At 62.4% G+C, this 12,991-nt stretch carries 14 protein-coding genes and 2 tRNA genes; 10 read left to right on the top strand and 6 right to left on the bottom strand.

The genetic code is table 11. The features are described 5' to 3' along the window. Positions 1-43: 43 nt before the first annotated feature. The 4 genes from NKI22_RS22345 to NKI22_RS22330 all read left to right on the top strand — a co-directional run bounded on the left by NKI22_RS22345 (position 44) and on the right by NKI22_RS22330 (position 2,853). The gene (locus NKI22_RS22345; RefSeq protein WP_023719760.1) at positions 44-601 is read left to right on the top strand and encodes a CDP-alcohol phosphatidyltransferase family protein; all 558 of its coding nucleotides are present in this window, start codon (positions 44-46) and stop codon (positions 599-601) included. Continuing rightward, a complete protein-coding gene (locus tag NKI22_RS22340; protein WP_023719759.1) occupies positions 573-1,799 on the top strand; it encodes an AI-2E family transporter in 1,227 nt (408 codons plus the stop codon). The genes NKI22_RS22345 and NKI22_RS22340 overlap by 29 nt, the downstream gene beginning before the upstream one ends. A 5-nt stretch (positions 1,800-1,804) precedes the next feature. Next, positions 1,805-2,509, top strand: a complete 705-nt coding sequence (gene hdaA, locus NKI22_RS22335; protein ID WP_023719758.1) for a DnaA regulatory inactivator HdaA — start codon at positions 1,805-1,807, stop codon at positions 2,507-2,509. Between the two features lie 62 nt (positions 2,510-2,571). Continuing rightward, positions 2,572-2,853: a hypothetical protein gene (locus NKI22_RS22330; protein WP_352495574.1), complete on the top strand. Its 282-nt coding sequence runs from the start codon at positions 2,572-2,574 to the stop codon at positions 2,851-2,853. Between the two features lie 240 nt (positions 2,854-3,093). Here the strand turns inward: NKI22_RS22330 and NKI22_RS22325 are convergent, their stop codons facing one another. Beyond that, positions 3,094-4,065, bottom strand: coding sequence for a GlxA family transcriptional regulator (locus NKI22_RS22325; RefSeq protein WP_352495573.1), 972 nt, complete (start codon positions 4,063-4,065; stop codon positions 3,094-3,096). A gap of 129 nt (positions 4,066-4,194) precedes the next feature. Here NKI22_RS22325 and NKI22_RS22320 point away from each other — a divergent pair, with 129 nt between their 5' ends. Further along, positions 4,195-5,022, top strand: coding sequence for an alpha/beta fold hydrolase (locus NKI22_RS22320; RefSeq protein WP_352495572.1), 828 nt, complete (start codon positions 4,195-4,197; stop codon positions 5,020-5,022). Between the two features lie 123 nt (positions 5,023-5,145). On the opposite strand, the gene NKI22_RS22315 is transcribed toward NKI22_RS22320, so the two are convergent. Next, positions 5,146-5,222, bottom strand: a tRNA-Pro gene (locus tag NKI22_RS22315). 160 nt (positions 5,223-5,382) lie between these two features. On the opposite strand from NKI22_RS22315, the gene NKI22_RS22310 reads away from it, so the two are divergent. From NKI22_RS22310 to NKI22_RS22300, 3 genes are all read left to right on the top strand, one after another. Then, entirely contained in the window at positions 5,383-5,688 is a 306-nt protein-coding gene (locus NKI22_RS22310) for an ETC complex I subunit (protein WP_352515784.1), read from the top strand. Between the two features lie 54 nt (positions 5,689-5,742). Next, a tRNA-Arg gene (locus tag NKI22_RS22305) sits at positions 5,743-5,819 on the top strand. 60 nt (positions 5,820-5,879) lie between these two features. Beyond that, positions 5,880-7,100, top strand: coding sequence for an anion transporter (locus NKI22_RS22300; protein ID WP_352495570.1), 1,221 nt, complete (start codon positions 5,880-5,882; stop codon positions 7,098-7,100). A gap of 108 nt (positions 7,101-7,208) precedes the next feature. On the opposite strand, the gene NKI22_RS22295 is transcribed toward NKI22_RS22300, so the two are convergent. The 4 genes from NKI22_RS22295 to NKI22_RS22280 all read right to left on the bottom strand — a co-directional run bounded on the left by NKI22_RS22295 (position 7,209) and on the right by NKI22_RS22280 (position 10,257). Then, complete coding sequence (locus NKI22_RS22295; RefSeq protein ID WP_352481771.1) at positions 7,209-7,523, bottom strand: cupredoxin domain-containing protein; 315 nt, start codon at positions 7,521-7,523, stop codon at positions 7,209-7,211. Positions 7,524-7,534: 11 nt separating this feature from the next. Further along, complete coding sequence (locus NKI22_RS22290; RefSeq protein WP_023719753.1) at positions 7,535-8,059, bottom strand: DUF4142 domain-containing protein; 525 nt, start codon at positions 8,057-8,059, stop codon at positions 7,535-7,537. Between the two features lie 104 nt (positions 8,060-8,163). Next, a complete protein-coding gene (locus NKI22_RS22285; RefSeq protein WP_023719752.1) occupies positions 8,164-8,835 on the bottom strand; it encodes an RNA polymerase sigma factor in 672 nt (223 codons plus the stop codon). Between the two features lie 252 nt (positions 8,836-9,087). After that, the gene (locus tag NKI22_RS22280; RefSeq protein ID WP_352481770.1) at positions 9,088-10,257 is read right to left on the bottom strand and encodes a cystathionine beta-lyase; all 1,170 of its coding nucleotides are present in this window, start codon (positions 10,255-10,257) and stop codon (positions 9,088-9,090) included. A gap of 436 nt (positions 10,258-10,693) precedes the next feature. On the opposite strand from NKI22_RS22280, the gene NKI22_RS22275 reads away from it, so the two are divergent. Continuing rightward, the gene (locus NKI22_RS22275) at positions 10,694-11,722 is read left to right on the top strand and encodes an amino acid ABC transporter substrate-binding protein (RefSeq protein ID WP_023719749.1); all 1,029 of its coding nucleotides are present in this window, start codon (positions 10,694-10,696) and stop codon (positions 11,720-11,722) included. A gap of 80 nt (positions 11,723-11,802) precedes the next feature. Further along, positions 11,803-12,990: an amino acid ABC transporter permease gene (locus tag NKI22_RS22270; RefSeq protein ID WP_023719748.1), complete on the top strand. Its 1,188-nt coding sequence runs from the start codon at positions 11,803-11,805 to the stop codon at positions 12,988-12,990. The last annotated feature ends 1 nt before the right edge of the window (position 12,991 follow it).

Genomic DNA, 12,991 nt, shown 5'->3' with positions numbered 1-12,991 from the left:
TCTCCATCATGTATCGACAAACAAGAGCGACGGGATAATGCGTTTGACCATCCCCAACATGATCACGATCATGCGCTTCGTGCTGGTGCCGGCCGTGGTGCTGGCCATGCTGCAGGAACGCTGGGACTGGGCCTTTGCCGGCTTCCTCATTGCCGGCATTTCCGACGGCGTCGACGGCTTCATCGCCCGCCATTTCAATCAGTTTTCCAGGCTCGGCGCCTATCTCGACCCGATGGCCGACAAGCTGCTGCTGGTCTCCGTCTTCGTGGTCATGGGCATCAGCGGCGAGTTGCCGCTATGGCTGGTCATCACCATGGTGTCGCGCGACGCGCTGATCGTCTGCGCCGTGCTTTTGTCCACCGTCATGGCGCATCCGGTTGAGATGAAGCCGCTCCTGGTGTCGAAGGCCAACACCGCGATCCAGATCGTGCTGGCGGCAGTGGTGTTGGGCGAACTCGCCTTTGACATCCGTCTCGATCCGCTGAGGCCGGCCCTCATATTGCTGTCCGGGGTCTTGACCGTGGCTTCGGCCGCGGCCTATCTCGTGGCTTGGCTGAGGCATATGAGCGGCTATGGCGAAGGCTCCACACCCGGCACCTGAACGCGGGGCACCTGAACACCAGGGACCCGACGAACGGTCGATCGACGCCGAGGCCGAAGCCGCGGCAGCGGAGGCTGCGGCATCGGCGTCGTTTCGCCGCCAGATCCGCTTCTGGCTGGTCAGCGCCATCATCCTCGCCGTCTTCCTCTATGTCTTCAGCGGCATCCTTCTGCCCTTCGTCGCCGGCATGGTGCTCGCCTATTTCCTCGACCCTGTCGCCGACCGGCTGGAGCGTCTCGGCCTGTCCAGGCTGATGGCGACGGTGGTCATCCTCATCGCCTTTATCGTCGTCCTGGTGCTGGCCGTCGTCATCCTGGTTCCGGTGCTCGCCTCGCAGATGGCTGATTTCGCCAGCAAGCTGCCGGACTATCTGACCCGGCTGCAGAGCCTGATCACCAGTTTCGACCCGAAATGGCTGGAAGAGAAATTCGGCGTCGACGCCAATGGCCTGCGCGAAGGGCTGAACTCGCTGCTGACCTCCGGCTTCGGTCTCCTGACTACGGTCTTCACCTCGATCTGGAGCTCCGGCGTGGCGCTGGTCTCGGTTGTCAGCCTGTTCGTGGTGACGCCGGTCGTCGCCTTCTACATGCTGCTCGACTGGGACCGCATGGTGGCAATCGTCGACGGCTGGGTGCCGCGCGACTATGTCAAGACGGTCCGGGCGATCGCCAGGGACATCAACACCGCGACCGCCGGCTTCGTGCGCGGCCAGGGTACGCTCTGCCTGGTGCTCGGCGCCATGTATGCCACCGGCCTGACGCTGACGGGCCTGAATTTCGGCATCCTCATCGGCCTGTTCGCCGGGCTGATCTCGTTCATCCCCTATGTCGGCTCGCTGACCGGGCTGGTGCTGGCTGTCGGCGTTGCCTTCGTCCAGTTCTGGCCGGACTGGACCATGATCGCGGCAGTGGCAGGCGTGTTCTTCGTCGGCCAGTTCATCGAGGGCAACATCCTGCAGCCGCGGTTAGTCGGCAAAAGCGTCGGCCTGCATCCGGTATGGCTGATGTTTGCGCTGTTTGCCTTCGGCGCGCTGTTCGGCTTCGTCGGCCTGCTGATCGCCGTTCCGGCTTCCGCCGCCGTTGCCGTTCTGGTGCGTTTCGCCATCGCGCGCTATCTCGAATCGCCGCTCTACAAGGGCCATGCCGACGAGCCGGTGCCGCCGCTGCCGGTTCGGCGCCGCGGGGGCGCGCGCGGTTGAGCCAGATGCCGGACAACAAGATCGATCCGCCGCGCCAATTGCCGCTCGATCTAGGCCACGGCACCGGCTATTCGCGTGACGAGCTCGTCGTCTCCGCCACCAACAGCCAGGCCGCGGCGCTTGTCGACCGCTGGCCGGACTGGCCGTCGCCGGTTGTCGTGCTGGCTGGGCCGGCCGGCTCGGGAAAAACCCATCTGGCCTCGATCTGGCGGACCCGCGCCGACGCGGTGAAAGTGGAGGCCGCCCGCATCGGCGACTGTATCGAAAATCTCGGCGCGCATCCGGCCCTGATCGACGATGTCGACGCCGGCCCGGTCGACGAGCACGGCCTGTTCCACCTGATCAATGCGGTGCGCGGCGCCGGCTCGACCTTACTGTTGACGGCGCGCCGCTTTCCCTCCGCCTGGGGCGTCAGGCTGCCCGACCTGGCGTCGCGGCTCAAGGCGGCGGCTACCGTCGAGATCCACGAGCCCGACGATCTCTTGCTGGCCGGCGTCATCACAAAACTGTTCGCCGACCGCCAGGTCGAGGTCGAGCCGCATGTCGTGCAATACCTGGTGCGCCGCATCGAACGCTCGCTGGCCACCGCCATGCGGGTGGTCGAACGGCTCGACCGCACCGCGCTCGAGCGCAAGACGCCGATAACGCGAGCGCTCGCAGCCGAGACGGTCAGCGCCATGGATGAAGGGCAGGGCGAGTTCGAGATATAGCGGGATGATCTCGTTTGGCGGGTGTGCTAATCAAGTCGATCTTTTTGACAGTAGGTATTGGAATGAGCCCGATCGTCAGACGAATCGCACTGATATGGCTTGTCTCATCGCTGTTCTGGTCGGCGATCGTGGTCCAAGAGATCTTCGATTACGCGGACTTGATGCTCAGGACCTACGGCGAGGAGCCTGCTCATAGCACCTGGCTCAGGCAAGCCTTTTCGGAGTTTTGGCCAGCTATTCCCTGGGGCTCGGCCGTGATCCTGGTCGTGGAAGTCGGAGGCGCATTGCTGCTGATTTCAGGAATTCGACTGATCCGGCACATCAGGCAAAAAGCCTCGGCGTGAACATCAGGGAGCTCATTCCCGTCTGTGTCCCATTTCGAGAAGAAAGACTGGCATCTGTCTTGCAACAAAGAGCTTGCCGGCTGATCCCGGTCCTGATTGCGTATCAATCAGGTAAGTAGGCTCGCCGGGAGATGGGGTGGTTGGGGTTCTCTTCCCGGCGAGCTTGCCTTTGGCAGCATCGAATCGATAGCGCCATTGCGCGGCGGCCGGGCCTCAGCTCTCTCCACCCGCAATCACAGCTCATTCCACGCCAAAGCGCCGGCGATAATCGCCGGGCACCAGGCCGGTTATCCTGGCGAATACCTTGCGGAAGGAGCCGGGATCGTCATAGCCGACCTCCCAGGCGATCTGGTCGATCGATCGTATCGTGGTTTCCAGCATCTCGCGCGCCTTGCCGACCCGCAGGTGCTGACAATATTCGGTCGGCCTGAGGCCAGTGGCGTTTCGGAAGCGTCGCAGAAAGGTCCGCTCCTCCAGCCCCGCATGCTCGGCCATGGCGCCGAGCGTCACGTCGCGCGCGCCGTTCGCCTGCAGCCAATGCTGCACCTTGAGGATCGCTTCGTCGTCATGGGTCAATCGCGGCGCAAACGGGCTGTAAAAACGTTGCTCGCGGCCCGGCGGATCGACCAGCATGAAACGCGCCGTGTCCATCATGACGGTTGACCCGAGCACCCTGTCCACGAGCTTGAGGCCGAGGTCGGTCCAGGCCATGTAGCCGCCCGCGGTGATGATGTCGCCATCGTCGATGACCAGCCTGTCGGCGTCGAGCAAGATGTCTGGAAAGCGTAGCGCCAGCGCGTCGCGATAGGCCCAGTGCGTTGTCGCGGCGCGACCGGACAACAGGCCGGTCTCGGCAAGCACGAAGGCGCCGGCACAGACCGAACCGAGCGTCGCGCCTGCCGCATGACGGTCCCTGAGCCAGCCGGCATAGGGCGCGGCCGCCTCGCGAGGGATCGGCTGCAGCAGGGTCGGCGGCAGGATGACCATGGCCGGTTCATTGTCGGCGCCGGGGTCGCTGTCGAAGGTGCGGATTACGGTATTGCCCGCGTCCAATTGCCAATGGCTGACGCGAAGCCTCGCCGCCTCCGGCGACCGCTCGACAGCCAGCCGGTTTGCCAGCATGAAAAGATCGGTCAGGCCGAGCACGGCTGCTTCCTGCACGCCGGGATACAAGACAAGGCCGATTTCGATCAGATCACGCGCAGCCGTCATTTGTCAGTTTTGCCACGTTGAATGTCCGTTTTGCCAATGCTCACCCTGACCGCACTGTTATAATTTGTCCAGCTGAAGGGGCTAAAAGCTTCCCTGTTACCTCCCAGCTTTCCATCAAGGAGTAGGACGATGAGCACATTCACCACCCATGACGGCACCGAGATTTTCTATAAGGATTGGGGCAAGGGCCAGCCGATCGTGTTCCATCACGGCTGGCCGCTGAGCTCAGACGACTGGGACAACCAGATGCTGTTCTTCGTCGAAAAGGGCTACCGCGTCATCGCCCATGACCGCCGCGGCCACGGCCGCTCGTCGCAGACCGCGACCGGCAATGAGATGGACACCTACGCCGCCGATGTTGCGGCGCTCGCGGCGCATCTCGATCTCAGGGATGCGATCCACATCGGCCACTCGACCGGTGGCGGCGAGGTGGCGCGTTACGTCGCGCTTTATGGCGGCGGAGGCCGTGTTGCCAAGGCGGTGCTGATCGGCGCCGTGCCGCCGATTATGGTCAAGACCGACAGCAACCCCGGCGGCTTGCCGATCGAAGTCTTCGACGGCTTTCGCGCGGCTCTGGCCGCTAATCGCGCCCAGTTCTACAGGGATGTGCCGGCCGGCCCGTTCTATGGCTTCAACCGCGACGGCGCCAAGATCTCGCAAGGCGCCGTCGACAATTGGTGGCGCCAGGGCATGATGGGCGGAGCCAAGGCCCATTACGACTGCATCAAGGCATTCTCGGAGACCGATTTCACCGACGATCTCAAAAAGATCGAGGTTCCCGTCCTGATCATGCATGGCGACGACGACCAGATCGTGCCGATCGCCGATTCCGCGCTGCTTGCGGCCAAGCTGGTGAAGCACGGCACGCTCAAGATCTACAAGGGCCTGCCGCACGGCATGTGCACCACCCATCCGGAGATCATCAATCCGGATCTGCTGGCCTTCATCCAGGGCTGACATCTTCCATATCGGACGGGCAGCGCAGGCTCGTGCTGTCCGTCCGTTGCCTGAGCATGATACGGCGACGGATCACGCTCGAGCGTGATCAGCTTGCGCTGCCGACGAGATTTGCTTGATGAATGGTCGGAGTGGAGAGATTCGAACTCCCGACCCTCTGGTCCCAAACCAGATGCGCTACCAGGCTGCGCTACACTCCGAACGGTCTGTTGCCTATTGATTTCGGCCCGCCAAAGCAAGCGTAAAAAGCCATCGGCCTTGCTGCCGGCGCCATTGCGCAGTAATGACGGGCTAGTGCATGGCCAGAGAATAGTAATCTGGTTTCGAGGTCGTGTGCTTGCAACCAGCAATGAGGTGGTCATGTCAGCCCGCATTTTCAGCCCAGCCAAAACCGCGATGCAGTCCGGCAAGGCCAAGACCGGCTATTGGGTGCTGGAATTCGATCCGGAGCAGCGCAAGAAGATCGATCCGCTGATGGGCTACACCACGTCCGGCGACATGCGAAGCCAGATCAGGCTGACCTTTGACACCAGGGAAGAGGCGGTCGCCTATGCCGAGAAGGAAGGGCTGTCTTTCCGCGTCGAGGAGCCGAAGGAAATCAAACGCCGCCAGATTTCCTATGCGGAGAATTTCCGCTATGACCGCAGGACGCCCTGGACGCATTGATCTCATACCGGCCCTGCCGGCGCCAACAATCAGCCGGTCATGCGGCCGGCCAGCGGTCCCGTAGCTCAGCTGGATAGAGCACCGGCCTTCTAAGCCGATGGTCACAGGTTCGAATCCTGTCGGGATCGCCAATATTTCAGCGTCCATTCCGGACAGGTTCACTCGCCAGTCGCGAACAGGATTTCCAACACATGACAGCGATGGGCGCGGCGGCATTGCTGATCCTGGTCCTGACCTATGCCGGCGTCGCCATCGGCACGATACCAGGGCTACGCCTCGACCGGGCAGGCATCGCGCTGCTCGGCGGTGCGGCGATGATCGCCATCGGCGCGCTCAGCATGGAGGACGCCTACCGCGCCATCAGCTTCGACACCATCACGCTTTTGCTCGGCATGATGATCGTCGTGGCGCATCTGAAAGTGTCCGGCGCTTTTCGCGCGCTCGGCGGGTTCGCCATTGAGCATGCGCATGCGCCATTCATGCTGCTGGTGATGGTGACGCTGTTGACCGGCGTCCTGTCGGCATTCCTGGTCAACGACGCCATCTGCCTGGTCATGGCGCCGATCGTCGTCCATGTCACCCGCGTCATCAACCGCAACCCGGTTCCCTATCTGATCGCCACCGCCACGGCCTCGAATTGCGGCAGTGTCGCCACCATCACCGGCAATCCGCAGAACATGGTCATCGGCGCCCTGTCGGGGATTTCCTATCCGGCCTTCTCGGCGGCACTTGCACCGGTCGCGGCGTTCGGCCTCTTCGCCGTCATCGTCATCATCCGCATCGTCTACCGCGCCGAATTTTCGCGCAAGGCCGAGCTCAGCCCCGAAGTCTATCGCGGCCGCATGCTGCCGGGGCAGGTGCTCAAGGCGGTGGTCGTCTGTATCGGTTTGGCGGTCGCTTTCTTTGCCGGCGTTCCCGTAGCCAAGGCGGCGCTGATTGGCGGTGCGATTCTGTTGCTGACCCGCGCCATCAAGCCTGAGCGCATCTATCGCGAGATCGACGGGCCGCTGCTGTTCATGTTCGCCGGGCTGTTCATCGTCGTCGCCGGTGCCGAAAAGACATTGCTGACGCCCGACATCGTCGCTTCGGCAAAGGACCTTGGGCTGAATGATGTCTGGCGGCTGTCCGGCTTCACCGCAGTGCTGTCCAACATCATGAGCAACGTTCCGGCCGTGCTGGCGCTGCGGCCGTTCATACCCGGCCTGGAGAATCCAGAGCGAGCCTGGCTGGTCGTCGCCATGAGCTCGACCCTGGCCGGCAATTTCACGCTGCTCGGCTCGGTCGCCAATCTGATCGTTGCCGAGCACGCGCGGGTCTCCGGCAAGCCGCTGGGCTTCATCGCCTTCTTCAAGGTTGGCCTGCCATTGACGCTGGTCACGCTTCTTGTCGGGACGGCATGGCTGGCGGCCTAAAAGCACGTCGCGTTCGACCGGCCTCATGCGACGCGCTTTAGGCTCTTGTTTTATGCATGTCGTTATCGCAAAACCGCTGCACACTTTTGCGCGACAGGCATTAGCCAGTCAGGGCGATGTCACCGTCACATGGCCCTTCATATTGGGATGGAAGCGGCAGAAATAATCGACCGATTCGGCCTTCTTCACCATCAGGCTTGCTGCCTGCTTCGGCGGGATCATCACTTCCCAGCCGCCGTTGACGGTTGCCGTGTGGGCGAACACGTCCTTGTTCACCCACTTGATCGTGTCGCCGACCTTCGCCTCGATGTTTCCGGGCGAAAACACAACCTTGTCGATCGTCACCTCAATGGTTTCGGCCTTGGCAGGTGCGGCGCCGATGGTCAGCGCCAGCGCAACCCACAGATGCCGCCTCGACACCATTGGCCCGATCCTCACTTCAGCATACCGGCGACGTGTTCGGCGTGCTGTTCGTGGCCCTGGAATATTTTCAGGCCGGTTTCCAGCAGGCTCTTCAGCTCGGCATTGCCGGCCGACGGGATCAGCAGAGTTTCGAGCGCGCCATTGACCTGCTTGTGGTAGGCCACCTCGCTGGCGACATAGGCCTTGTCGAACGCCGCGCCCTTGAGCTTGGCAAGCTTGGCACGTTCCTCGGCCGCCGCCTTGGTCAGCGCTTTGCTGGTCGGATTGTCCTCAGGCGTGACCTTGAGCTTCTTGACCAGGTCGAGAGCCTGTTTGTTGACGGCCTCGTGATCCCGCACCATGTCCTTGGCGAAATCTACGACCTCTTTGTTTTTCGATTTCTGCAGCGCCTGCTTGGCCGCCTCGACGTCAAGCACGCCCGCTGTGTAGGCGATATGTGCGATCTGCGGATCGGTCGGCTTGTCGGCAGCTTGCGACAAGGGCGCTGCGCTAAGCAGGAAAAATGCGGCCAGTGCCGTGGTCGATCGAATAAACATGATGCTCTCCTTCGCCCCGACGCCGAGCTGCATCGGGCTTCGTTTTCAGTGATGCTCATTGGATGCAGGTCGCCGGAAAACGTTCCCGCGAAAATCGACGCGACCTATCCGGAAAGACCAAGCCGCTGCATCACGGCATTGGTCAGCCGTTCACAGCGCCGGCCCGCGAACGGAAACGCGTCGAGCAGCACCGGGCCGATCTGGTCGTCCAGCGCCTTGCGCACCAGCGCACGAGCGCGGTGCAGCCGGGTCTTGATGGTTTCTGGTCGCACGCCAAGCAGTTCGCCGGTCTCCTCGATGCTCAGCCCCTCGATGACTCGCGCCACGAACACCAGCCGGTAGACATCGGGAAGACTGTCGGTTGCCCGTTCGACAAGCTCAAGGATCTGCCGTTGCGCCATCGTCCGCTCCGGATCGTCGCTCGGGTTGAGGGGAAACCGGATGATTTCGGCTTGCGGATTTTCAGGTATCGCCACCATTCGCCGCCTTTTGCGCAAGCGGCCGAGCGCTTCGTTGATGACGATACGCGACAGCCACGTGGCGAGCGAGGCATCGCCACGAAAGGCCTCGAGGTGGGCAAACGCCCTGACATAGGCCTCCTGGACGATGTCCTCGGCCTCGCTGTCGTTGCGCACAACGCCGCGGGCGATGCGGTAGAGCCTCTGGTTGTGCGTCTTGATGATGGTGCGGAATGCATCGCCATCGCGTGCCAGCGCGCGGCCGACAAGCTGCATGTCGCCGGAAGCGGCGGACGTTGCCGTCAACACAGCCGGCATTGGCGATCTCCTGATAGGCTTCTCATCGGGATATTGGATGCATCGGCCGACAAAAGGTTCCCGACCGATCCGCCGGCCAGCCTCGATCCGCATCAAGCGCCGGCAGAAGCTATTCTATCGCTTCCGCCACGCCGGCGTCTCTATTTTGTAGACGCCGCTTCATCGGCTGATCGGTCGCCATGACACCGCTCAGGATCGCAGTGTTTCCAGGCTGTTACGCCGATTCCTGACTCAGTCTGGCAAGGTGCTGGCTCAGGCCTCTGCGGCCGCCGCCAGCCCGCGCGCCAGGTCGGCCTTCAAATCCTCGACATCCTCGAGCCCGATCTGCAGGCGCACCAGCGGTCCGTCATACGGGCCCTTGGCGACGGTACGGTCGCCCAGGAATACCGGCACGGCAAGGCTCTCATAGCCGCCCCAGGAATAGCCGAGGCCAAAAAACTTCAACGCGTCGAGGAAGGCGTGCTGCTGCTTCTGTCCGCCGCCTGCAAGGACGATAGAGAAGATGCCGCTCGATCCGCAAAAATCGCGCTTCCACAAAACGTGGTCGGGATGGCTGGGCAGCCCCGGATGCAGCACCTGCGCCACGCCCGGCTGGCCCTCCAGCCAGCCGGCGAGGGCAAGCGCGCTCTTTTGATGGTGCTCCAGCCGCACGCCCATTGTGCGCAGGCCGCGCAGCACCTGGTAGACGTCATCCGGCCCGGCGCAGCATCCCATCGTGTTGAACGTCTCGCAAAGCTGCTTCCAGCAGGCTGCGTTGGCCGAGACCGTGCCGAGCAGCACGTCGGAATGGCCGGCCGGGTATTTCGTCGCCGCATGGATCGAGATGTCGACGCCATGGTCGAGCGGGCGGAAGTAGAGCGGCGTCGCCCATGTGTTGTCCATCATGACGATGGCGCCGGCGGCATGCGCTGCCTTGGCGATGGCCGGTATGTCCTGCACCTCGAAAGTGTTGGAGGCCGGCGATTCGGTGAACACCACCCTGGTGTTGGGCTTGATCAGCGCCGCGATGCCGGCGCCGATGCGCGGTTCGTAATACTCGACCTCGATGCCCAGCCGCTTCAGCATCGTGTCGGCGAAATTGCGGGTCGGGTGATAGACGGAATCGACGATCAGCAGATGATCGCCGGCCGACAGGAAGGCGAGCAGCGGCAGCGTCACCGCCGCCAGGCCCGATGGAACCGCGACCGTGCCCGCAGAGCCTTCCAGCGCATCGATCGCGCTGTTCAGCGCATCGGTGGTCGGCGTGCCCCGCGTTCCGTAGGTGTATTTCTGGCTGCGTGAAGCCATCGCCGCCGCGTTGGGATAAAGCACGGTCGAGGCATGCACCACCGGCGGGTTGACGAAGCCGAAATAGTCATGCGGGTTGTTGCCGGAATGGGCGAGCCGCGTGTTGATGCCCATCTCGCTGCCGTCTTTTGCCATTGCATTTCGTCCCGTGAGTAGGTCGTTAGCCATAGTGCGGCGGCATTGGCCGCGCAACCGCACCGCACTCGCCAGGCAAAGGTCTTGAATATGCCAATTCAGCAATGCGCCGTAGATCCGCAGGGCGCCCGGCGCGGTCGGGAAGTCGCGGTCGGGAAGGCGCGATCGGATTTTGCCGGCTTTATCGGCGCGTTGACCGATTTGCGGGCGCGTTTGTCTGCGATTCAGGCATTTCAGCCAGTTGGTTTTCAAAGTCTTTCGGATTTGGTCATTTCCCTTGACCTCACAGGAATAATCGCCTTCGATGTTGTTCGTGAATGGGAGACAGCGCGTCGGTTACGATGCGGGATTCCGGTAATGGGCCGGGATACGAAGCTGCGTTCACACGGGAAAAAGTCAGGTTCGCCTGGAAAAAACAGAAAAGGGTCTGTGGGTCATGAAACACATTGCAATCGGCGTTTTGGGCGCCGCCGCGTTTGGATTCGCGGCTTCGGCCGCATCCGCGAGCACGCTCGACGACGTCAAGGCGAAAGGCTTCATCCAGTGCGGCACCAACACAGGTCTTGCTGGCTTCGCGGCGCCGGACGACAAGGGTGAATGGAAAGGCATCGATGTGGATTTCTGCCGCGCCGTGGCGGCCGCCGTCTTCGGCGATGGCACCAAAGTCAAATTCACGCCGCTCAGCGCCAAGGAGCGGTTCACCGCGCTGCAGTCGGGCGAGGTCGACATCCTGTCGCGCAACACCACCTGGACCATCAACCGCGATACGGCACTTGGCCTGAACTTCGTCGGCGTCACCTATTATGACGGTCAGGGCTTCATGATCAACGCCAAGAAACTGCCGGGCGTCAATTCGGCGCTGCAGCTTTCGGGCGCGGCGGTCTGCGTGCAGAGCGGCACCACGACCGAGCTCAATCTCGCCGACTACTTCAAGGCGAACAAGATGGAATACAACCCCGTCGTCTTCGAAAAGCTGGATGAGGTCAACGCCGCCTATGACGCCGGCCGCTGCGACGTCTACACCACCGACCAGTCGGGTCTCTACGGCATCCGCCTGACGCTCAGCGCGCCGGCCGACCATGTCGTGCTGCCCGAGATCATCTCCAAGGAACCGCTCGGCCCGGCCGTGCGCCAGGGTGACGACCAGTGGTACCACATCGTCAAGTGGACCTACTTTGCGCTGTTGCAGGCCGAGGAACTGGGCATCACCCAGGCTAATGTCGACGAGATGAAGAACTCGGACAATCCTGAGATCAAGCGCGTGCTCGGCCAGGAAGCCGACACCAAGATCGGCACCGATCTCGGCGTCTCCAACGACTGGGTCGTCAACATCGTCAAAGCAGTTGGCAACTACGGCGAAATGTTCGAACGCAATGTCGGTTCGGGCAGCCCGCTGAAGATCGCGCGCGGCATCAACGCGTTGTGGACCAAGGGTGGCCTGCAATACGCTCCGCCGATCCGCTGATCGAAATGTGATCCGGAAGGCAGCTTCCTGCCTTCCGGTTTCTCTTTCCAGGGGATGGTCGCCAGAAGGGTGGTGGTTTAATGGCATCGCAGGAAATTCTTCGCGAGGAGCCAAGCCGCGGTTCCTTCATCAATGATCCTCGCGTCCGCGGCATATTCTTTCAAGCACTGGTCCTCGTCCTGCTGGTAGCGGGTGTCTGGTGGGTCACCCACAACGTCATCGCCAATTTGACGCGGCTGCACATCGCTTCCGGCTTCGGCTTTCTCAAGGGCCGCGCCGGCTTCGACATCAGCGAAAGCGCCATCGCTTATTCATCGGATTCGACCTATTTCCGTGCCATCCTGGTTGGCTTTATCAACACCGTGATCGTTGCTGTCGTCGGCATCATCACCGCCACCATCATCGGTTTCATCGTCGGCATAGGCCGGCTGTCGCATAACTGGCTGATCAGGAAGATCTGCACCGTTTATGTCGAGGTGTTCCGCAACATCCCACCGCTGCTGGTCATCTTCTTCTGGTATTCCGGCGTGCTCGCCGTGCTGCCGCCGCCGCGCGACAGCATCAATTTGCCGTTCGGCTCCTTTCTCAACCAGCGCGGCTTCTATTTTCCCCGCGCTATGTGGGGCGAGGGATCCTGGCTGATCCTGGTCGCACTGCTCCTCGGCATCGCCATGGCCTGGTTCGTCGCCCGCAAGGCGCGACAGCGGCAGATGGCGACGGGGCAGCCATTCCCGGTGTTCTGGACATCCATAGCGTTGATCGTCGGCCTGCCGCTGCTGGCCTACGCGCTGAGCGGCTTTCCGCTGAGCTTTGAATTTCCAAAGCAGTCGACCTTCAATCTCGTCGGTGGCTTTCAGGTCAGGCCCGAGTTCCTGTCACTCTATCTGGCGTTGTCCTGCTATACGGCCGCCTTTATCGCCGAGATCGTGCGCGCCGGCATCAGGGGCGTCAGCGCAGGCCAGACCGAGGCGGCCGCTGCACTCGGGCTGCGTTCGGGATCGATCCTCAGACTTGTCGTCGTGCCGCAGGCGATGCGCATCGTTATTCCGCCGCTGACCAGCCAGTACCTCAACCTGACCAAGAATTCCTCGCTCGCCATCGCCATCGGCTATCCGGACCTGACGGCGACGGCTGGCACGGTCTTGAACCAGACCGGGCAGGCAGTCGAAGGCGTGGTGATCATGATGGCGGTGTACCTGGCGCTCAGCCTGATCACGTCGGCGGTCATGAACGTGGTGAACGCCAGGATGGCGCTGGTGGAGAGATAAG

Origin of the sequence: Mesorhizobium sp. M0778 (assembly GCF_040320105.1) — a bacterium.
Lineage (GTDB): Bacteria > Pseudomonadota > Alphaproteobacteria > Rhizobiales > Rhizobiaceae > Mesorhizobium.
The sequence above is the reverse complement of the archived record's forward strand: the minus strand, read 5'-3'. Positions and strand labels throughout refer to the sequence as shown.